This window comes from Pelomonas sp. CA6 (assembly GCF_022549225.1).
Classification (GTDB): Bacteria; Pseudomonadota; Gammaproteobacteria; order Burkholderiales; family Burkholderiaceae_C; genus Roseateles.
The window spans coordinates 512,141-530,449 of sequence record NZ_JAKZFD010000001.1 but is presented as its reverse complement, the minus strand read 5'-3'; the positions used below and the strand labels follow the sequence as shown (position 1 = coordinate 530,449).

At 70.3% G+C, this 18,309-nt stretch carries 13 protein-coding genes; 6 read left to right on the top strand and 7 right to left on the bottom strand.

Going from position 1 to position 18,309, the window contains the following annotated elements; genetic code table 11:
• The first annotated feature begins 214 nt into the window (after positions 1-214).
• Positions 215-1,771, top strand: coding sequence for a methyl-accepting chemotaxis protein (locus LZ017_RS22020; RefSeq protein WP_277604447.1), 1,557 nt, complete (start codon positions 215-217; stop codon positions 1,769-1,771).
• 58 nt (positions 1,772-1,829) lie between these two features.
• Positions 1,830-3,104, top strand: coding sequence for a DNA polymerase IV (gene dinB / locus LZ017_RS02375; protein WP_241298438.1), 1,275 nt, complete (start codon positions 1,830-1,832; stop codon positions 3,102-3,104).
• 748 nt (positions 3,105-3,852) lie between these two features.
• On the opposite strand, the gene LZ017_RS02370 is transcribed toward dinB, so the two are convergent.
• The gene (locus LZ017_RS02370) at positions 3,853-4,281 is read right to left on the bottom strand and encodes a YbaN family protein (protein WP_241298437.1); all 429 of its coding nucleotides are present in this window, start codon (positions 4,279-4,281) and stop codon (positions 3,853-3,855) included.
• Between the two features lie 54 nt (positions 4,282-4,335).
• Here LZ017_RS02370 and LZ017_RS02365 point away from each other — a divergent pair, with 54 nt between their 5' ends.
• Together LZ017_RS02365 and LZ017_RS02360 are read left to right on the top strand one after the other, a co-directional pair.
• On the top strand, positions 4,336-5,247 hold the full coding sequence (locus tag LZ017_RS02365; RefSeq protein ID WP_241298436.1) for a LysR substrate-binding domain-containing protein: 912 nt from the start codon (positions 4,336-4,338) through the stop codon (positions 5,245-5,247).
• Between the two features lie 72 nt (positions 5,248-5,319).
• Positions 5,320-6,471, top strand: a complete 1,152-nt coding sequence (locus LZ017_RS02360; RefSeq protein WP_241298435.1) for an alpha-hydroxy acid oxidase — start codon at positions 5,320-5,322, stop codon at positions 6,469-6,471.
• Between the two features lie 58 nt (positions 6,472-6,529).
• On the opposite strand, the gene LZ017_RS02355 is transcribed toward LZ017_RS02360, so the two are convergent.
• Both LZ017_RS02355 and LZ017_RS02350 read right to left on the bottom strand, forming a co-directional pair.
• Positions 6,530-9,352, bottom strand: a complete 2,823-nt coding sequence (locus tag LZ017_RS02355) for a TonB-dependent receptor (protein WP_241298434.1) — start codon at positions 9,350-9,352, stop codon at positions 6,530-6,532.
• A gap of 252 nt (positions 9,353-9,604) precedes the next feature.
• Positions 9,605-11,767 carry a S46 family peptidase gene (locus tag LZ017_RS02350; RefSeq protein WP_241298433.1) on the bottom strand — a complete coding sequence of 721 codons (2,163 nt, stop codon included), beginning with the start codon at positions 11,765-11,767 and terminating at the stop codon, positions 9,605-9,607.
• A gap of 200 nt (positions 11,768-11,967) precedes the next feature.
• Here LZ017_RS02350 and LZ017_RS02345 point away from each other — a divergent pair, with 200 nt between their 5' ends.
• Complete coding sequence (locus tag LZ017_RS02345; protein ID WP_241298432.1) at positions 11,968-12,237, top strand: hypothetical protein; 270 nt, start codon at positions 11,968-11,970, stop codon at positions 12,235-12,237.
• A gap of 27 nt (positions 12,238-12,264) precedes the next feature.
• Here LZ017_RS02345 and LZ017_RS02340 read toward each other — a convergent pair whose 3' ends face one another.
• Both LZ017_RS02340 and LZ017_RS02335 read right to left on the bottom strand, forming a co-directional pair.
• On the bottom strand, positions 12,265-12,555 hold the full coding sequence (locus LZ017_RS02340; protein ID WP_241298431.1) for a hypothetical protein: 291 nt from the start codon (positions 12,553-12,555) through the stop codon (positions 12,265-12,267).
• 92 nt (positions 12,556-12,647) lie between these two features.
• Positions 12,648-13,211, bottom strand: coding sequence for a dCMP deaminase family protein (locus LZ017_RS02335; protein ID WP_241298430.1), 564 nt, complete (start codon positions 13,209-13,211; stop codon positions 12,648-12,650).
• Between the two features lie 125 nt (positions 13,212-13,336).
• Between LZ017_RS02335 and LZ017_RS02330 the strand changes: the two genes are divergently transcribed.
• Positions 13,337-14,026, top strand: a complete 690-nt coding sequence (locus LZ017_RS02330) for a Crp/Fnr family transcriptional regulator (RefSeq protein WP_241298429.1) — start codon at positions 13,337-13,339, stop codon at positions 14,024-14,026.
• A gap of 18 nt (positions 14,027-14,044) precedes the next feature.
• Here LZ017_RS02330 and LZ017_RS02325 read toward each other — a convergent pair whose 3' ends face one another.
• Together LZ017_RS02325 and LZ017_RS02320 are read right to left on the bottom strand one after the other, a co-directional pair.
• Complete coding sequence (locus LZ017_RS02325; RefSeq protein ID WP_241298428.1) at positions 14,045-17,101, bottom strand: efflux RND transporter permease subunit; 3,057 nt, start codon at positions 17,099-17,101, stop codon at positions 14,045-14,047.
• 10 nt (positions 17,102-17,111) lie between these two features.
• On the bottom strand, positions 17,112-18,302 hold the full coding sequence (locus tag LZ017_RS02320) for an efflux RND transporter periplasmic adaptor subunit (protein ID WP_241298427.1): 1,191 nt from the start codon (positions 18,300-18,302) through the stop codon (positions 17,112-17,114).
• Positions 18,303-18,309: the final 7 nt, after the last annotated feature.

Sequence of the window (18,309 nt, the reverse complement as noted above, 5' to 3'; positions counted from 1 at the left end):
GACCGGCCGCCTTGCGCGGCCGGTGTCGTTTCCGGCCCGCAATGGCGCCAGTCAGTCGACCCGCCCTCCCCCGGGCTGCGGGGGGCCGAGATGCCCCTTCGGGGCGGGCTTGATTGACGTCAGACGGCCGAGGCGCCATAAATAGGGCCGTCGGAGGAAAGGTCCGAAGAGGCCGGCGCCGGCGATCCGCAAGAGATCCATCAGGGAGCCTGACATGAACCTTCGTCTTGCCGATCTGCGCATCGGCACCCGGCTGGGCCTGTGCTTTGCCCTCCTCCTGGCCGCGATGGCGGCCCTCATCCTGGTCGCCCAGCAGCAGTTCGGGCATGCCGACCTTCTCAACAAGCAGCTGATCGAGGAAGACTGGGTCAAGGCCGAGGCCACCCAGATCATCAGCGCGACGACACGCGCCAACGCCAGGCGCACGATGGAGTTGCTGATCGTCACGGACCCGGCGCGCGTCGCGAAGATCAAGGAGCGCATCGAGTTCAACAAGAAGACCATCTCCGACGCCATCGCCACGCTGGAGCGGCTGGTGTCCCTGCCCGAAGGCAAGGCGGCGCTGGCGGACCTCAAGGCGGCGCGGGCGCGCTATGTCGCCTCGTTCTCGCAGGTGGTCCAGATGGTCGACCAGGGCCAGCGCGAGGAGGCGACGCGGCGCGTCGATGACGAGACCCTGCCCCTGCTGGACGCGATGCAAAAGCCGGTGGACCAGCTGACCGCGCTGCAGCGCAAGGTGGTGCTGGAAAGCGGTGAAGAGCTCAGTGAAGGCATCGCGTCGGGCCGGCGCTGGATGCTGGGGCTGGGTGCGGCGGCCATGCTGGCCGGGCTGGTGCTGGCGCTGTGGATCACGCGCACCATCACCGCGCCGCTGGGCCAGGCGGTGGCCGTGGCGCGCGAGGTGGCCGAGGGCCGGCTGGACACCGGCGTGCGGGTGGACCGCCGCGACGAATGCGGCGAGCTGCTCAAGGGCCTCAACGACATGAGCGACAGCCTGGTGCGCGTGGTGCAGCGGGTGCGCCAGAGCGCCGACTCCACGGCCCAGGCCACGCGCCAGATCGCCGCCGGCAACCAGGACCTCTCCTCCCGCACCGAACAGCAGGCCAGCGCGCTGGAGCAGACCGCGGCGTCGATGGAGCAGCTGTCGGCCAACGTCAAGCTCAACCACGAGAGCGCGATGAACGCCACCCGGCTGGCCGGCGACGCGGCGCAACTGGCGACCCGCGGCGGCGAGGTCGTCGGCAAGCTGGTCGACACCATGGAGCGCATCAGCGAGTCCTCGCGACGCATCACCGACATCATTGGCGTGATCGATGGCATCGCCTTCCAGACCAACATCCTGGCGCTGAACGCGGCCGTGGAAGCCGCGCGCGCCGGCGAGCAGGGCCGAGGCTTCGCGGTGGTGGCCGGCGAGGTGCGCCAGCTGGCGCAGCGCAGCGCCGAGGCGGCGCGCGAGATCAAGGCCCTGATCGGCCGCTCCAGCGGCACGGTGGAGGACGGCAGCCGACTGGTCAGCGAGACCGGCGGCACCATGGGCCAGATCGTCGCCCAGGTGAACCGTGTGGCGCAGCTGATCTCCGAGATCAGCCATGCCAGCCAGGAGCAGTCCGCCGGCCTGGAGCAGATCAACGAGGCCATCGTGCAGATGGACCAGGTGACGCAGCAGAACGCCGCGCTGGTCGAGGAGGCCGCCGCCGCGGCGCAATCGCTGGAGCACCAGGCGCGCGGGCTGGTGGACCTGGTCAGCGTGTTCCGCTTCAAGGAGCGCTGAGCCCGCGTCACGCCGCTGCTGCCAGCGGGCGTCAGCGCCGCGGGCCACAATCGCGGGCATGGCCTTCACGCCTTCACCGCCCGCCGCCTCGGCCCTGCCCGAGCGCCTGATCGCGCATCTGGACATGGACGCGTTCTACGCCTCCGTGGAACTGCTGCGCTATCCGGAGCTGAAGGGGCTGCCGGTGGTGGTCGGCGGACGGCGCGCCCATGCGCCGCAGATCGGGCCGGACGGCCAGCGCGTGTTCTCGCGGCTGGCCGACTACACCGGCCGCGGTGTCGCCACCACCTCCACCTATGCGGCCCGCGCGCTGGGCGTGCATTCGGCCATGGGGTTGATGAAGGCGGCGCTGCGGGCGCCGCAGGCCATCCTGCTGCCGGCCGACTTCGAGGCCTACCGGCACTACTCGCGCCTGTTCAAGGCCGCGGTGGCCGAGATTGCCCCGGTGATCGAGGACCGCGGCATCGACGAGATCTACATCGACCTCAGCGAGGTGCCCGGCATCCGCGAGACGGTGGGCCATGATCCCCTGGGCGGCGTGCGCGCCGTGGCGCGCGAGATCAAGAACTCGGTGCTGCGCGCCACCGGGCTGACCTGTTCCATTGGCGTCACGCCCAACAAGCTGCTGTCCAAGATCGCGTCCGAGCTGGACAAGCCCGACGGCCTGACAGTGCTGACCATGGCCGACCTGCCCACGCGCATCTGGCCGCTGCCGGTGCGGCGCATCAACGGCATCGGCCCCAAGGCCGGTGCTAAGCTCGACGAACTGGGTCTGCACACCATCGGCGAGCTGGCCGCCGCGCCGCTGGAGCTGCTGCGCCAGCATTTCGGCGCCAGCTACAGCCACTGGCTCTACCAGGCCGCGCGCGGGCTGGACGAGCGGCCGGTGGTCACGCACAGCGAGCCGGTGTCCATCAGCCGCGAAACCACCTTCGAGCGCGACCTGCACGCCAAACGCGACCGCGCCGAACTCTCGGCCATCTTCACGCGGCTGTGCGAACAACTGGCCGGCGACTTGGAGCGCAAGGGCTATGCGGGCCGCACCATCGGCATCAAGCTGCGCTTCGAGGGCTTCCACACCGTGACCCGCGACCTGACGTTGGAGGCGCCCGTGCGCGACGCCGCAGCGATACGCCATGCGGCGGGCCTGTGCCTGAAGCGCGTGGACCTGGGGAAGCGGTTGCGCTTGTTGGGCGTGAGGGTGGGGAAGTTGGTTTCCGCTGCCGAGATGGCGGGGGCGGGCACGGGCGCGCCTGCGGCGGCGCGGGGGGCCAAGGGGCGTGGGGGGAATGAGGGGGCGGCTGGGGAGCCGGAGGTGTTGAGTCTGTTTTGAAGTGGTTTTTGGGGTTTGGGTTGTGGTTTTTGGGGTTGGCTTTGGGGGCGGTTTGCGCTGCGCGCAGAGCCCGCCGGGTCCCGGCCCGGCAGCCGGGTAACTTTCTTCTGGGGGCCCAGAAGAAAGTCACCAAAGAAGAGGGCCTGAATACGATTTGACCGAGATCCGCGCTGAGCACCGCGTACTGGCCCGACAACCGTCGGAGCAACTCCACCGCTCAGGCCTTGAGTCGCTCGCCGGGTACGGCTCGACTCCACATCGGGCATCATGCCCAGGGCTCGCTGACACAGGACTCAAGGGCTCCAGCCCCGGCTCCGAATTCGGCCGCTGGCCCCTGCTCCCCTGCTCCCCTGCTCCCCTGGTCCCCTGACGGCGACAACGACGCATCGTGGCCTGCGTGGCTCGGTGACGAGTCGAGCCGTACCCGGCGAGCGGGTATCGAGGTGATGGTGTGCGGGCTCGGTGGTGGTTGGGCCGGTGCGCGGTGTGTAGCGCAGTCCTCGGTCAAATCGTATTCAGGCCCTCCTTTTGGTGACTTTTCCTGGGCCAGCAGGAAAAGTTACCCGGCTGCCGGGCCGGGACCCGGCGGGCTCTGCGCGGGAGCGCAAACCGCACTCAAGGCATTGCACTCAAGGCATTGCCATCCAGCGACACAGAAGCCAAGGCAGTCCCAAGAGCAACCCGCACTCAAAGCCCGGCCATCAAGCAACAGCCGGGCAAGGCGAGAACCCATCTCGCCAGCTCAAGCTCACCCAGCATCCGGCTCCCGCGTCGGCAACCGCCACATCCAGTAGGCCACCGCCGCGCAGCACAGCGCGGGCAGCCATTTGAAGCGCGGCAGGCTCCAGGCCGCCCACAGCGAGCCCAGGGCCATCATGGTCCAGGCGAGCTGCTTGGCGCGGCGCGGAATCGCATGGTGCTCGCGCCAGTCGCGCACCATGGGCCCCAGGCGCGGATGGGTCAGCAGCCAGCGCTCGCAACGGCTGCTGCCACGCGCGAAGCAGAAGGCGGCCAGCAGCACGAAGGGGGTGGTGGGCAGCAGCGGCAGAAAGATGCCGACCACGCCCAGCACCAGTGCCAGCACACCGGCCAGCGCCCACAGCAGGCGCTGCCAGAACGGCCGGCGCGGCAGCGCGGGCGTGGGGTCGGGGGTCAGGTCATGCGCGGGAGGATTCACCGGCGCATCATCGCATGCGCGCCCACGCCGCCACGGGCCGGCTACAGTTCCGCCATGAGCTCACGCCAAGCCCCGCCGGACCTGCGCCTGCCCTCCATCGAGGGCCTGCGCGCCTTCGAGGCGGCCGCGCGGCTGGGCAGCCTGGAGCGCGCCGCCGAAGGCCTGGCGGTCAGCGCCAGCGCGGTGGGCAAGCGCATCGCCACGCTGGAGGCGCTGCTGGGGCTGGAGCTGTTCGCGCGCGGCGCGAAGCCGCTGCGGCTGAGCGCCGCCGGCAAGGAATACCTCGAACAAGTGCAGGCGGCGCTGGCACTGCTGGCCGCGGTACCGCTGCACCGCCGGCCACAGCAGCGGCTCACGCGGCTGCGCCTCAGCGCCCCGCCCACCTTCGCGCGCCAGATCCTCGTGCCCGCGCTGCCCGCCTTCGCGCGCGCCCACCCGGCGCTGGAGCTGGAACTGGTACTGTCCGTGCCCTACCTGGACACCCAGGGCCCCGACGCCGACCTGGAGGTGCGCAACGGCGAGCTGCCGCCGGGCGCGCTGCCGCTGCTGCGCGACGTGGTCACGCCCATGGCCGCGCCCGAGCTGCTGCAGCGGCTGCCCGCGCTGCGCCGCCCGGCCGACCTGCAGGCCGCGCCGCTGCTGCGCACGCCGCTGCAGCCCTGGACGCCCTGGTTCCGCGCCGCCGGGCTGGACTGGGGCGAGCCGCGCAGCGGCACCCGCTTCGTGGACCTGGGGCTGACGCTGGAGGCCGCCGCCTGCGGCCAGGGCATCGCGCTGGCGCGGCCCACACTGGCTGGCCCCTATCTGCGCCGCGGCGCGCTGCAGCGGCTGTTCGATCTGCAGGTGCCAGCCGCCCATCCCTATGCGCTGCTGTGCCACGCCGAGGGCGAGGCGGTGCGCGCCACGGCGGACTGGCTGCGCGGCCATTGCGCGGCGCTGGCGGAAGAATTTTCCGGCGCCGGCTGAACAAGATTCGCGCCGCGCGGCCCGGCGCGGACCTAGCATGCCGGCGATGCCCATTCCAAGGAGACCCGCCCCATGACCGTGATCACCTGCGTCGAGGACCTGCGCCGCCTGGCCCAGAAGCGCGTGCCGCGCATGTTCTACGACTATGCCGATTCCGGCTCCTGGACCGAATCCACCTACCGCGCCAACGAGAGCGACTTCCAGGCCATCAAGCTGCGCCAGCGCGTCGCGGTGAACATGGAAGGCCGCAGCACCGCCACCGAGATGGTGGGCGTGCCGGTGGCGATGCCGGTGGCGCTGGCGCCCACCGGGCTGACCGGCATGCAGCATGCCGACGGGGAGATCCTCGCCGCGCAGGCGGCCGAGGCCTTCGGCGTGCCCTTCACACTGTCGACCATGAGCATCTGCTCCATCGAGGACGTCGCGGCGCGCACCAGCAAGCCCTTCTGGTTCCAGCTCTATGTGATGAAGGACCGCGGCTTCATCGGCAGCCTGATCGACCGCGCCAAGGCCGCGAACTGCGGCGCGCTGGTGCTGACGCTGGACCTGCAGATCCTGGGCCAGCGCCACAAGGACCTGAAGAACGGCCTGTCGGCCCCGCCCAAGCTGACCCTGCCCAACCTGATCAACATGGCGAGCAAGCCGCGCTGGTGCCTGAACATGCTGGCCACGCCGCGGCGCCAGTTCGGCAACATCGTCGGCCACGTCAAGGGCGTGGGCGACATGGGCTCGCTGTCCGAGTGGACGGCCAAGCAGTTCGACCCCCAGCTGTCCTGGGACGACGTGCAGTGGATCCGCGAGCGCTGGGGCGGCAAGCTGATCCTGAAGGGCATCATCGACGAGGAAGACGCCAAGCTGGCCGCGCAGAGCGGCGCCGACGCGCTGATCGTCAGCAACCACGGCGGCCGCCAGCTGGACGGCGCCGAGTCCAGCATCCGCGCGCTGCCGCGCATCGTCGACGCGGTCGGCGAGCGCATCGAGGTCCACATGGACGGCGGCATACGCTCCGGCCAGGACGTGCTCAAGGCCTGGGCCCTGGGCGCGCGCGGCTGCTACATCGGCCGCGCCTTCCTCTACGGCCTGGGCGCGATGGGCCGCCCCGGCGTGACCCGGGTGCTGGAGATGATGCACAAGGAGCTGGACATCACCATGGCCTTCTGCGGCCATCGCCGGCTCGCCGCGGTGGACAAGTCCATCCTGCTGCCGGGCAGCTATCCCACCTGAGCCCAGCCCACGCCACGGCCGAGGCCCGCGAGGCCTCGGCGCGCGGCGACAGGGACGCTCAGTACTTCATGCGCAGGTTGAGGTAGTACTGGCGGCCGCTGACATGCCAGTAGCCGGGCGCGTTTTCGCTCAGGTCGTAGGTGTGGCGCACCGGGTTCAGCAGGTTGTTGCCGTCCAGGTGGATGCTCATGTCCTCGCTGATCTTGTAGCCCAGCGACAGCGACAGGCTGCCATAGCCCTTGTAGTAGCGCAGGCCGTTGTAGGCCGTGACCACCCCGCCCTTGTCCACGGTGGGCTTGCCGCTGCCGCTGCCGACGAAGCCGGTGGCGTAGTCGCTGCGGTGGTTCCAGGCCAGGCTGGCCGAGAAGCGGTCGTCCTCGTAGAAGCCGCGCAGGTTGTAGGTCCAGCGCGAGGTGCCCAGCATTTCCACGCCGTCCTGGTCGCGCGAATCGACGTAGGTGCCGTTCACACCGAAGCCGAAGCCCTTGCCCAGCGGCATCTCCAGCGCGGCCTCCACGCCCTTGAGCCGCGCCTTCACGCCGATGCGTGAGCTGACCTCGTAAGTGGTCACCTTGCCCTGCGTGATGTTGTAGTAGTCGATGCGCGAGACCCCGGCCTTCACGTAGTCGTGCAGGCGCTGGGTGAACACGCCGAAGGACGCATAGGCGCGCGGCGCGAAGTACCAGGCCAGCGTGGCGTCGGCGTTGTTGGAGGTCACCGGCTTCAGCAGCGGGTTGCCGCTGGTGCCGGTCAGCAGCGTGTCGTTCAGCGACACGGCGCCGGCCAGCTCGTTGTAGTTGGGCCGGCCCAGCGAACGCGACAGCGAGGCGCGCGCCACCAGCTTGCTGCTGAGGTCCCAGCGCAGGTTCAGGCTGGGCAGCATCGCGGTGTGGCGCGTGCTGGTGGAACGCGGCAGGTAGGTGCCCAGCTTGGAGCCCACGATGGCGCCCGGCACCGCGCAGGGCTCCAGCGGCTTGCACTGGGTGTTGGGCAGCGCCTGGTAGGACAGCGAGTCCACCGTGGTCGTCACCATGCGCAGGCCGACGTTGCCGCCCAGCTCGGGGTTGAGCTCGAAGTCGCCCATCAGGTAGAGCGCGCCATTGCGCTCCTTGACCTCATAGCCGCTGGCCAGCGAACGGTTCTGCACCGGATCCCAGTTCATGTACTGGCGGCCGAACGCGGCCAGTTGCTCGGGCGTGTAGCGGAACAGGCCCTGGGGCATGTCCGCGCCAATGCCCGAAGCCCAGTCCGCCGGGTAGGCGCCGCCGGGCGCCGGGAAGGTGCCCGGCGGGATGATCTGGTCCACCAGCTGGCCACCGGTGACCGGCGTGAAGCTCGCGCCCTGGTCCAGCGCATTCCAGCGCCCGCCCAGCACCTCGTAGCTGCGGCGGTGTTTGGCGGCGCGGCCGCCCCACTTGATCGCGGTGAAGAACGAGTCCTTGAGCAGGTACTCGCCGTCCAGGTGCAGATAGTCCTCCTTGTCGACGGAGTTCACCGCGGCGGCGGTGTTGCTCATCTGCACGAAGTTACTGACCCGGCCCATGTCGATGGCCCGGTTCTGCGCGTCCAGCATGCGCCAGCTGATGCCGTCGCTGGGGCTGATGCCATAGCTCAGGTTGGGATCGAGCAGGCCGAAGGTCAGCTGCGGCTGCGCGCGCGTGCTGCCGCTGCCCTTGGTCGTGCCGATGCGCGCCTTCAGGGTCAGCGCATCGCTGGGCGAGAGCTTGAGGTCAATGTCGTAAAACGAGCTCAGCGACTTCGCGCCCTGGCGCAGGATCTGGTCGTACTCGAAGCCGACCACCTGGGAGCCGGCATTCGGACCGCGCTCCAGCCGGGCCGAGGAGATCACGTCGCCGTCGATGCGGGCGTCCCTGATCAGCCAGCCCTGCCCCACCAGCGCGGTGGGCATGCCGTAGCCGGAGGTGTTGTAGTTGTCCGCCTTCAGCGTGGTGCGGAAGGCGCTGAGGCTGGCCTCGACCTGGCGGTTGGGCTTGAGCTGCACCACCGTGGCCGCGCCCTCGCGCTTGCGCACGCCGTCGAACATCGCGTTGTTGATGCTGCCCGGCATGCGCTTGCCGGCCAGCGCCATGTTGTTGGACGCGGCCGCCTGCGCGGCGCTGATCACGCCGTAGCTGAAGACCTCCTGGCCATCGCGGCGCAGGTGGCGGTCTTCCTTGTAGGCCTGCACCAGCACGCCCAGGCTGCCGGCCTCGTTCTTCCAGGCGACCAGGCCGCTGATCTGCGGGTCCACCTTGTCCGGCAGGTCGGCATAGACGGCGCCCACCGAGACCTCGCCGCTGAGCGTCTTGCGGAAGTCCAGCGGCTTGCGCAGCACCACATCCACGCTGCCGGAGATGCCGCCCTCGGTCAGGTCGGCGCGCTGGGTCTTGTAGACGATGGACTGACCGATCAGCTGCGAGGGCAGCAGGCTGAAGCCCACGCTGCGTCCGCTGGCGCCCTGGTCGCCCACATGCCAGTCGCCCGAGGACAGGGCATGGCCGTTGACGGTCACCAGGTTGAGGTTGGGGCTGGTGCCGCGGATCGCGACACGCTCGGCCTCGTCCATGGCCATGCCGCCGCCGAACTGCACGTTGACGCCGGGCAGGCGCGACAGCGCGTCGGCGATGTTCTTGTCGGGCATCTTGCCCACGTCCTCGGCCGAGACCACTTCCACGTTGGTGTCGGCCTGGCGCTTGGTGTCGATGGACTTCTGGATGGACGCGCGGATGCCGGTCAGCACCACCTGGTCCAGCTTGCTCTTGGCCTCGTCCTGGGCCTTGGGCTTGGACTCGGTCTGCTGGGCCAGCACGGCCGGAGCCGCCAGTCCCAGCGTCAGCGCGACCGCGACGGCACCGGCGATGGGGTTGGGACGAAATTGCATGGGGTGTCTCCGTTCTCTTGCAATGCGGGGCGGCGCCAGCGGCCGAAACGGCCGTGGCGCGAGCGCAGACGATTGGAACGTGACGCCCGCATGACCGGGCATAGCAATAGGGCGCGCCGCCATGAACGGCCGTTATGCCCGGGCCCCTGGATGCGCGCTGAGCGCACCCAGATGCAAAAAGCCGGGCCGCCCCCCTCGGGAGGCAAGACCCGGCCCTGGCGGCGTCCGGGGCGGCCCCGGGCGCATCGCGCCTTACAGCGCGCCCATTTCCTTCAGCAGCGAGTCGGCCTTGTCGACCACCTTCATCTGCCACAGCATGTAGCGCGCATCCACGCAGATGCTGCGGTTGAGCTTGTCGTTGAAGGACCAGCCCGAGATCACGCCATCCAGCGTGCCGTCGAACAGCAGCCCCACCAGCTCGGCGCGGCCGTTGAGCACCGGCGAACCGGAGTTGCCGCCGGTGGTGTCCAGCGTCGCGAGGAAGTTCACCGGCACCGAGTCCAGCGCCTTCACGCCATAGCGGTCGAAGCGGCGCGCCTTGATCGCCGCCAGCTGCTCGGCGGGCGCGTCGAACTCGCCCTCGCCGCGGTGCTTGTCGACGATGCCGCGCAGCGTCGTGAAGGCATGCCAGTCCGAGCCGTCGGCACCGGGCTTGCGGCCCTGCACCTGGCCATAGGCCACGCGCAGCGTGCTGTTGGCGTCCGGATAGACCACCTCGCCGCGGCTGGCGCGGAAGGCGATCATCGCCTCCATGGCCTTGATGTAGTGCGGCTGCAGGCGGCCGCGCAGGGCCTTGTCGCGCGCCTCGCGGGCCTGGTCGTCCTCGTACAGCGCGACGGCGGCGGCGATGAAGCGGTCCTGGCTCTTCTCGAAGTCCGCGGGGCTGCGCTCCAGCCAGGCCAGGCGCTGCGCCTTGTCGGCCAGGGTGCTGCCGGCATAGAGCGCGTCCAGTCGCTCGGCAATGGCCGGGGCCTTCATACCCGGCTGCAGGTCCAGCGCCTTCAGCAGCGCCGCATTGTGGCTGCCCGCGGGCTGGGCCAGGTACTGGGCGAGGAAGTGGGCGACGCTGGCCTTGTCGGCGGCCTCGTCATAGCGGCGCTCCAGCGCCTCCAGGCCCTGGCGGCGGCGGCGCTGGTCGCGCTCCTGGTAACCGGGCTCGCGCTGCTCGTCGGGCTTCGCGCGCTCCTGCGCCTGCTTGTAGAGATCGCGCGCGGCATTGAGCAGCGCGGGGCGCAGATAGGGCAGGATGAGTTCGCGGCGCTCGATCTGCTGCTGTTCGGCGAGCAGGCGGTCCACCTCGGCCAGGCTGTCGGCATAGCGGGCGCGGCGCGTGGCATCGGCCTGCACCCAGGCCTTCAGCGCGGCATGGTCGGCGCTCTTGCGCGCGAGGATGTCGCTGCCGTCGTAGCTGGCCTGCTGGCCCTGCAGGTTCTTGTAGTAGTTGGCGATGCCGGCGACGGTGTCGGCCATCTTGATCTCGGCGTCGCGCCGGCCCGCGGTGGCCTGGCGGATCTGCTCCAGCTTCTGGCCCATCAGGCGCACGCGCTCGGGATGCTCCCAGCCGAAGGCGAAGTCCACCTCGGACGGCAGGCGGTGGCGATCGGTGTGGCCCGGGTAGCCGGCGACCATCACGAAGTCGCCCTCGTTGAGCGGACGCGTGGCCAGCTTCAGGTGGTGCGGCGGCTGGTAGGGCTTGTTCTGCGCCGAGAAGTCGGCCGGCTTGCCGTCCGGCCCCACGTAGGCGCGGTAGAAGCTGTAGTCGCCGGTGTGACGCGGCCACATCCAGTTGTCGGTATCGCCGCCAAACAGGCCCACGCCCTGGGCCGGCGCGTGCACCAGGCGCACGTCGCGGATCTCCAGCTGCTTGATCAGGCGGTACTGCAGACCGCCGTAGTAGCTGGCCACCTGGCAGCGGTGGCCGGCGTCGCTCTCGCACTGCGCGACCAGGCCCTTGGTCCTGGCCTGGATCGCGTCGACGCGGGCCTGACCGCTCAGGGCCGCGGTCGGCGCGTCCAGCACCTGCGCCGTCACGTCGTTCAGCGCCACGGTGACATAGATGCGGCTGCCCGGCGCCGCGGGCAGCTCATCGGCCAGCGTGCGCGCCAGGAAGCCGTTCTTCAGCAGGTCGCGGCCCGGCGTGGAGTTGTACTGAATGCTGCCGTAGGCACAGTGGTGGTTGGTCACCACCAGGCCCTGCGGCGACACGAAGGAGGCGGTGCAACCGCCCAGGCTGGTGATCGCCCCCATCGGGAACTCCAGCGGCCGCGACAGCAGCGCCGGGTCGATCTTCAGCCCGGTGGCACGCAGCGACTTGGCGATGCTGGGGAGCTGTTCGGGCAGCCACATGCCCTCGGTGGCGCCCGCCTGGGCGGACGCCAGGGCCAGCACGGCGCCGGCCATCAGAGTCTTCTTCATTGCGCAAGGGGGAGCAGCGGTCCCCGGATTCGACGAAAGCGCGCACCTTACACGCTCGGGGGCACTCCCGGCCCATGACATCGGTCACCCTCCCCCTGCAAGCACGGGTGCGGCCGTCTCCGCGTCGCGCAAAACTGACGGCGAGCTTACACTTCGCAGCCAGGGAGCCTGCACCGCCACCGCGACACAGGAGGTCCGTCATGACGCTGGATCACTATGCACAGGTCAAGCACTGGATGCTGCTGCACGCGGCGCAGCATCCGGTGGAACTGGCAATCTGGAATCTGGTGATGACCTGCTGGGTGCTCAGCTGGATGGGCCTGGCGCCCATCGTGCTGACGCAGGCCTGGCGGCTGCTGCCGGTGAGCCTGGCGGCCTGGCTGCTGCCCTCGGCCTATGCGCGCGGACGCGCGCGCCTGCACCGGCGCGGCCGGCTGCGCTGCGACTGGCTGGCCGCGGCCGGCCCGTGAGAATGCGAGCGCTGAAGCGGCCGTCGATCAGTGCAGCAGCCCCAGCCATTCGCCGCTGTTCTGATAGCGGTCGAACAACGACTGGGCCAGCGCCTGCAGTTCGGCGTCGCCGCGCGCATGCGCGGTGGCCAGGCGTTCCAGCGCGTACATGCGGTCGTAGACCATGCGCGTGGGTTGCAGCTTCAGGCCCTGCGCTTCCATCAGGTCCTGCAGCTGCCACAGCGGTTCCATGCCCACCGGGCCGGCCACCACGGCGCCCAGTTCGGGCATCAGGCCCAGGCTGGCGGCTTGATTGACGTATTCGGCGTGGATGTACATGGCGGACCTCGGCGGCAGTGCTGGTTGGCATGATGCCGGCCGCGCCCCCGACTTGAGCGCGAATAAACGGGGATTCCCCCCGCTATTTCCGCTCAAGTCCCAGGCAGGCCCGGCAGCCCGTGCAAGCCGTGCAGCTCGGGGCCGGTCTGCTGGATGAAGTCGTCCAGCTTGCCGCACCAGCGCGCGGAAGCCGCCTCCAGCTCGTTGAGCGACAGCACGCGCAGGCCGGCGTCGGCGAACATCTTGTCGGACGCCGCGTTGGCCGCCGTCTGGTGCGACTTCTTGTCCAGGTAGACCACCGTGCGTATGCCCACCTGGATGATGGACTGGGCGCAGCGCGGGCAGGGGAACTGGGTGGTGTAGATGGTGCCGCCGGTGAGCGGCAGCACCACGCAGTTCAGGATGGCGTTGACCTCGGCATGCACGATGTAGCTGTGGCGCGAGTGCAGCGGGTCGTGGTCGTCGTCCGCCCAGTAGGAGGCGTCCGCGTCGTCGCAGCCGCGTGGCAGGCCGTTGTAGCCCACGCCGAGGATCTTGTTGTCGGCGCTGGCAATGCAGGCGCCGTTGCGCTTGCGCGCGTCCTTGGAGCGCGCCGCGGCCAGCAGCGCCACTCCCATGAACATCGAGTGCCAATGGATCAGAGATTGGTTGTTCATGCGTGCGATCGTCGTCGTGCGGACGGGGCCGGCAGGCGCCGTGCCGGGTCCGCGGCTGAGGATGGCCGAACTGTACCGGGCCCGGCGGCTCCTAGAATCCGCCGATTCCACCAAGAGACCGGTCCATGCTACTGCGCGACATGCTGGAGACTGCCTACTGGGGCCGCGGCCTCAGTCCCCGCGAGATGCAGCGCGTGCAGGCCAGCTGCCTGGAGCGCGTGGTGCCGGCGCGCCAGCCCATCGTGCGCTGCGGCGAGCAGGCCCAGCACTGGGTGGGGCTGATCAGCGGGCTGGGCTGCATGAGCGTCGGCCATGCGGACGGCCGCCAGACCGCGCTGCTGGGCGTGGCCTCGGGGGCCTGGTTCGGCGAAGGCACGTTGATCAAGCGCGGCCACTGGCAATACGAGGCGACGGCGCTGCGCGAGTGCCGCGTCGCGCTGATGCCGCGCGCCTGCTTCGAATGGCTGCGCGAGACCAGCATCCCCTTCAACCACTACCTGCAGCACCTGATGGGCGCGCGCATGGGCAGCTTCATCGCCCAGCTCTGCCAGGACCGGCTGCTGGACTACACCGAGCGCGTGGCCCGCAGCATCGCCAGCCTGTACAGCCCCGAGCTCTATCCCGAACCCGGCCCCTACCTGGACCTGCTGCAGACCGAGCTGGGGCTGTTGGCCGGCGTGTCGCGCCAGCGCGCCAATCTCGCGCTGAACACGCTGGAGCAGGCCGGGCTGCTGCGCCGCGAGCGCCGCGGCATCCAGGTGCTGGCGCTGGACGGGCTGCGCCGCTACGCGAGCCCGCGCGCGCCCAAGCCCTGAGCCGCGCAACCGAAGTCCTCAGGACTCCAGCGCGGGCGTCGTGATCTCGCCAGGCACGCGGCGGCGCGCCAAGATCACATACATGGTGGGCACGACGAAGACAGTCAGCAGCGTGCCCAGGCTCATGCCGCCGACGATCACCCAGCCGATCTGCTGACGGCTCTCGGCACCCGCGCCCTGGGCCAGCGCCAGCGGCACCGCGCCCAGCACCATCGCGCCGGTGGTCATCAGGATGGGCCGCAGGCGCAGCGTGGCCGCCTCCAGCACCGCGTCCACCAGCTCGCGGCCCTGCTGGCGCAGCTGGTTGCTGAATTCCACGATCAGGATGCCGTGCTTGGTGATCAGGCCCACCAGCGTGATCAGGCCGATCTGCGAATAGACGTTGAGCGTGCCGCCGCTCCACTGCAGCGCGGCCAGCGCGCCCACCATGGACAGCGGCACCGACAGCATGATGATGAAGGGATCGACGAAGCTCTCGAACTGCGCCGCCAGCACCAGGAAGATGAAGAGCAGCGCCAGCACGAAGACCAGCCCCAGCGCGCCGCTGGCCGACTTGTACTCGCGCGAAACGCCGTTCAGCTCGGTGGCATAGCCGCTGGGCAGCACCTTCGCCGCGGTCTGGTCCATGAACTGCAGCGCCTCGCCCAGCGCATAGCCCGGCGCCAGGCCGGCGGTGATGGACACCGAGCGGCGCTGGTTGAAGTGGTTGAGCTCGCGCGGGCTCACCGTCTCGGTGATCTTCACCAGTGCGGAGAGCGGGATCATCGCGTCGTTGCGGCCGCGCACGAAGAGCTTCTCGATCTGCTCCGGCGTGCTGCGGTCGCGCGCCTCGGTCTGCACCATCACGTCGTACTGCTCGGCGTCGCGCTTGTAGCGCGTGACCACGCGGCTGCCCAGCATGGTCTCCACGGTACGCGCCACCGCGTCCACCGACACGCCGGCATCGGCCGCACGCTCGCGGTCCACCTCCAGGAAGATCTCCGGCTTGTTCAGGCGCAGGTCGCTGTCGGGCTGGACAAATCCGGGGTTCTTGGCCATCTCGGCCATGAACTGTTGCGAGACCGTGGCCAGATTGGCATAGGAGTCGCTGGTGACGATGACGAAGTTGATCGGCCGCTCGCGGAAGCCCTGCCCCAGGCTGGGCGGCGTGATCGGGAAGGCCTGCACGCCCGGCAGCGCGCTCATCTGCGGCAGCATGGCGCGCGCGATCTCCTGCGTGCTGCGGCTGCGCTCGGCCCAGTCCACGGTGCGGAAGATGGCCGTGCCGCTGGCGACGTTGCCGCCCGAAAAGACGAAGCGGCGGTCGAACTCCGGGTACTGCGACGCGACGCGGTCCACCGCGTCCAGGTAGCGCGCGGTGAACTCCAGCGTGGCGCCGTCGGGCGAGTTGACCGGCATGAAGATCACGCCGCGGTCCTCGGTGGGCGCCAGCTCGGACTTGGCATGGATGAACAGCCATGCGCTCGCGCCGCCGGCCGTCAGCATCAGCGCCACCACCACCCAGCGCGCCGACAGCGCGCGCGCCAGCAGGCCGCGGTAGCCCGACTCGATGCGCGTCAGCACCGCCTCCATCAGGCGGTCGAAGCGCGTGGGCTGGTCGATGTGGCGCAGCAGCTTGGAGCACATCATCGGCGTCAGCGTCAGCGCGACGAAGCCCGACACCACCACCGCGCCCGCCAGCGTCAGCGCGAACTCGACGAAGAGCCGCCCGGTACGCCCCGGCGTGAAGGCCAGCGGCGCGAACACCGCCGCCAGGGTCAGCGTCATCGCGACGACGGCGAAGCCGATCTCGCGGGCGCCCTTGAGCGCCGCCTGGAAGGGGCTCAGCCCCTCCTCGATGTGGCGGAAGATGTTCTCCAGCACCACGATGGCATCGTCCACCACCAGGCCGATCGCCAGCACCAGCGCCAGCAGGGTCAGGGTGTTGACGGTGAAGCCGGCCGCGGCCATCAGCGCGAAGGCGCCGATCAGACTCACCGGAATGGTCACCAGCGGGATCACCGAGGCGCGCAGCGTGCGCAGGAAGATGAACACCACCAGGGCCACCAGCACCACGGCCTCGATGATGGTCTGGTAGACCGACTTGATCGAGCGGTCGATGAAGACCGAGTTGTCGTTGGCCGGCCGCACCGTGATCGCGTCGGGCAGCTCGGCCTGCAGCCGCGGCATCATGGCCTGCACGCCGGCCGAGACGTCCAGCGGATTGGCCGTGGCCTGACGGATCACACCCACCGACACCGAGGGCACGCCGTTCAGGCGCACGCGCGAGCGCTCGCTGGCCGCGGCCTCCTCGACGCGCCCCACGTCCTTGAGCCGCACCGTGTAGCCGCCCACGTGGCGCAGTGCCACCTCGGCGAACTGCGCCGGGGTGTTGAGGTCGGTGCGCGCGGTGACGTTGAACTCGCGCTGCTCGCTTTCGATGCGCCCGGCCGGCACCTCCAGGTTCTGGCGCCGCAGCGCGTCCTCGACGTCCTGCACCGTGAGCCGGTAGGCGGCGAGGCGCTCCGGGTCCAGCCAGACGCGCATCGCGTAGCGGCGGTCGCCGTTGACCTGGACGTCGGCCACGCCGGGGATGGTCTGCAGGCGTGGCTTGACGACGCGGTTGACCACGTCGGTGATGTCCAGCGGGTTCATGGTCTCGCTGGTGAAGGCCAGCCAGATGGTCGGCGTGGCGTCGGCCTCGACCTTGGCCACGACCGGCTCGTCCACCGCGTCGGGCAGGCGGCCGCGCACGCGCGCGACGCGATCGCGCACGTCGGCGGCCGCGTCGTCGGGGTTCTTCTCCAGTTTGAAGCGCACCGAGATCTGGCTCTGCTCGGAGCGCGAATAGGAGGTGACCACGTCCACGCCGTCGATGCCGGCGATGGAGTCTTCCAGCGGCTTGCTGACCTGGCTCTCGATCACCTCGCTGGACGCGCCGACCAGGCGGGTGCTGACGGTGACCACCGGCTCGTCGATGCGCGGGTATTCGCGCAGCGACAGCTTGCTGAAGGACACCAGCCCCACCAGCACCAGCAGCAGCGACATCACCGTCGCCAGCACCGGGCGGCGGATGGAGATCTCGGACAGCTTCATCGCCCGCCCCTCAGCGCTGCGCCGCCGGCGCGGCCGGCGCCGCGCCATGGCTGGCCGAGGCCCCGCCGCCCTGGGCCACCTGGTCCAGGTCGACGATCTTGATGGGCAGCGGATCGCCGCGCATCAGCCGCGCGTGGCCGGCCGTCACCACCGTGTCGCCGGCGGTCAGCCCATCCAGGATCTCGACGCGGCCGGGCAGGCGCTGCCCGGTGCGCGCCTCCAGGCGCTGCACCGCGGGCTTGCCCTCGCGCTGCACCACCTTCAGCAGGTATTGCTTGCCGGCCTGCGGCACCAGCGCCTCCTCGGGCACCAGCAGCGCGTTCTGGCGCGCGGCGAAGCGCACGCGCACGCGGGCGAACAACCCGGTGCGCAGTTCGGGGCCGGGCTGCTCCAGCTGCGCGCGCACCAGCAGCGAGCGGCCGTTGGCGTCCAGCAGCGCATCCAGCGCCTCCACGCGGGCGCGGAACTGGCGGCCGGGCAGCACATCCAGGCTCAGCTCCACCGGCTGGCCCTTCTTCAGCGCCGGCACATGGCGTTCGGGCAGGCGGAAGTCCACCCACATCGTCGACGCGTCCTCGACGCTGACCAGGTCGGCGCCGTCCTTCACATAGTCGCCCAGGTTGACCGCGCGTATGCCGGCCACGCCGTCGAAGGGCGCGCGCACCTGCATGCGTTGAACCTGGGCGCGCGACAGCGCCACCTGCGCCTCGGCCACCTCCAGCGCGGACTGCGACTGGTCCACCGCGTTGGCCGACACAAAGCCCTGGCTCAGCAGTTCCCTGTTGCGCTGCAGCTGGGTGCGGGCCAGGCTGGCTTGCGCCTCGGCCTGCTTGAGCTGGGCGGCCTGCAGGCTGTCGTCCAGCTGCACCAGCAGCTGGCCGGCGCGCACGCGCTGGCCGTCGGCGAAGCCCAGCTTGACCACGCGGCCGCTGACCTCGGGCTTGAGCAGCACGGACTGGCGCGCGCGCAGCGTGCCGACCGCCTGCGCCTCTTCGGCCAGGTCCTGGGCCACGACCTTGCGGACCTCCACCGGCACCGGGCCGCCGCCACCGCCCGCCCCCGCCGCGGGCTTGCCGGCCGGCGCGGCGGCCGCGGACGGCGAGGCCGCCGCGGGCGGCTTGTTCTGCCACCAATAGGCCAGTCCGACGGCGCCCGCCAGGGCCACCAGGGCGATCAGGGTTTGGGGTTTCTTGAAGCTCATGCGGCGG

Excerpts from the sequence above, each read along its gene's own strand:
- LZ017_RS22020 (WP_277604447.1), top strand. The coding sequence starts at position 215 with ATGAACCTTCGTCTTGCCGATCTGCGCATCGGCACCCGGCTGGGCCTG.
- dinB (WP_241298438.1), top strand. The coding sequence starts at position 1,830 with ATGGCCTTCACGCCTTCACCGCCCGCCGCCTCGGCCCTGCCCGAGCGC.
- LZ017_RS02365 (WP_241298436.1), top strand. The coding sequence starts at position 4,336 with ATGAGCTCACGCCAAGCCCCGCCGGACCTGCGCCTGCCCTCCATCGAG.
- LZ017_RS02360 (WP_241298435.1), top strand. The coding sequence starts at position 5,320 with ATGACCGTGATCACCTGCGTCGAGGACCTGCGCCGCCTGGCCCAGAAG.
- LZ017_RS02355 (WP_241298434.1), bottom strand. The coding sequence starts at position 9,352 with ATGCAATTTCGTCCCAACCCCATCGCCGGTGCCGTCGCGGTCGCGCTG.
- LZ017_RS02350 (WP_241298433.1), bottom strand. The coding sequence starts at position 11,767 with ATGAAGAAGACTCTGATGGCCGGCGCCGTGCTGGCCCTGGCGTCCGCC.
- LZ017_RS02345 (WP_241298432.1), top strand. The coding sequence starts at position 11,968 with ATGACGCTGGATCACTATGCACAGGTCAAGCACTGGATGCTGCTGCAC.
- LZ017_RS02340 (WP_241298431.1), bottom strand. The coding sequence starts at position 12,555 with ATGTACATCCACGCCGAATACGTCAATCAAGCCGCCAGCCTGGGCCTG.
- LZ017_RS02335 (WP_241298430.1), bottom strand. The coding sequence starts at position 13,211 with ATGAACAACCAATCTCTGATCCATTGGCACTCGATGTTCATGGGAGTG.
- LZ017_RS02330 (WP_241298429.1), top strand. The coding sequence starts at position 13,337 with ATGCTACTGCGCGACATGCTGGAGACTGCCTACTGGGGCCGCGGCCTC.
- LZ017_RS02325 (WP_241298428.1), bottom strand. The coding sequence starts at position 17,101 with ATGAAGCTGTCCGAGATCTCCATCCGCCGCCCGGTGCTGGCGACGGTG.
- LZ017_RS02320 (WP_241298427.1), bottom strand. The coding sequence starts at position 18,302 with ATGAGCTTCAAGAAACCCCAAACCCTGATCGCCCTGGTGGCCCTGGCG.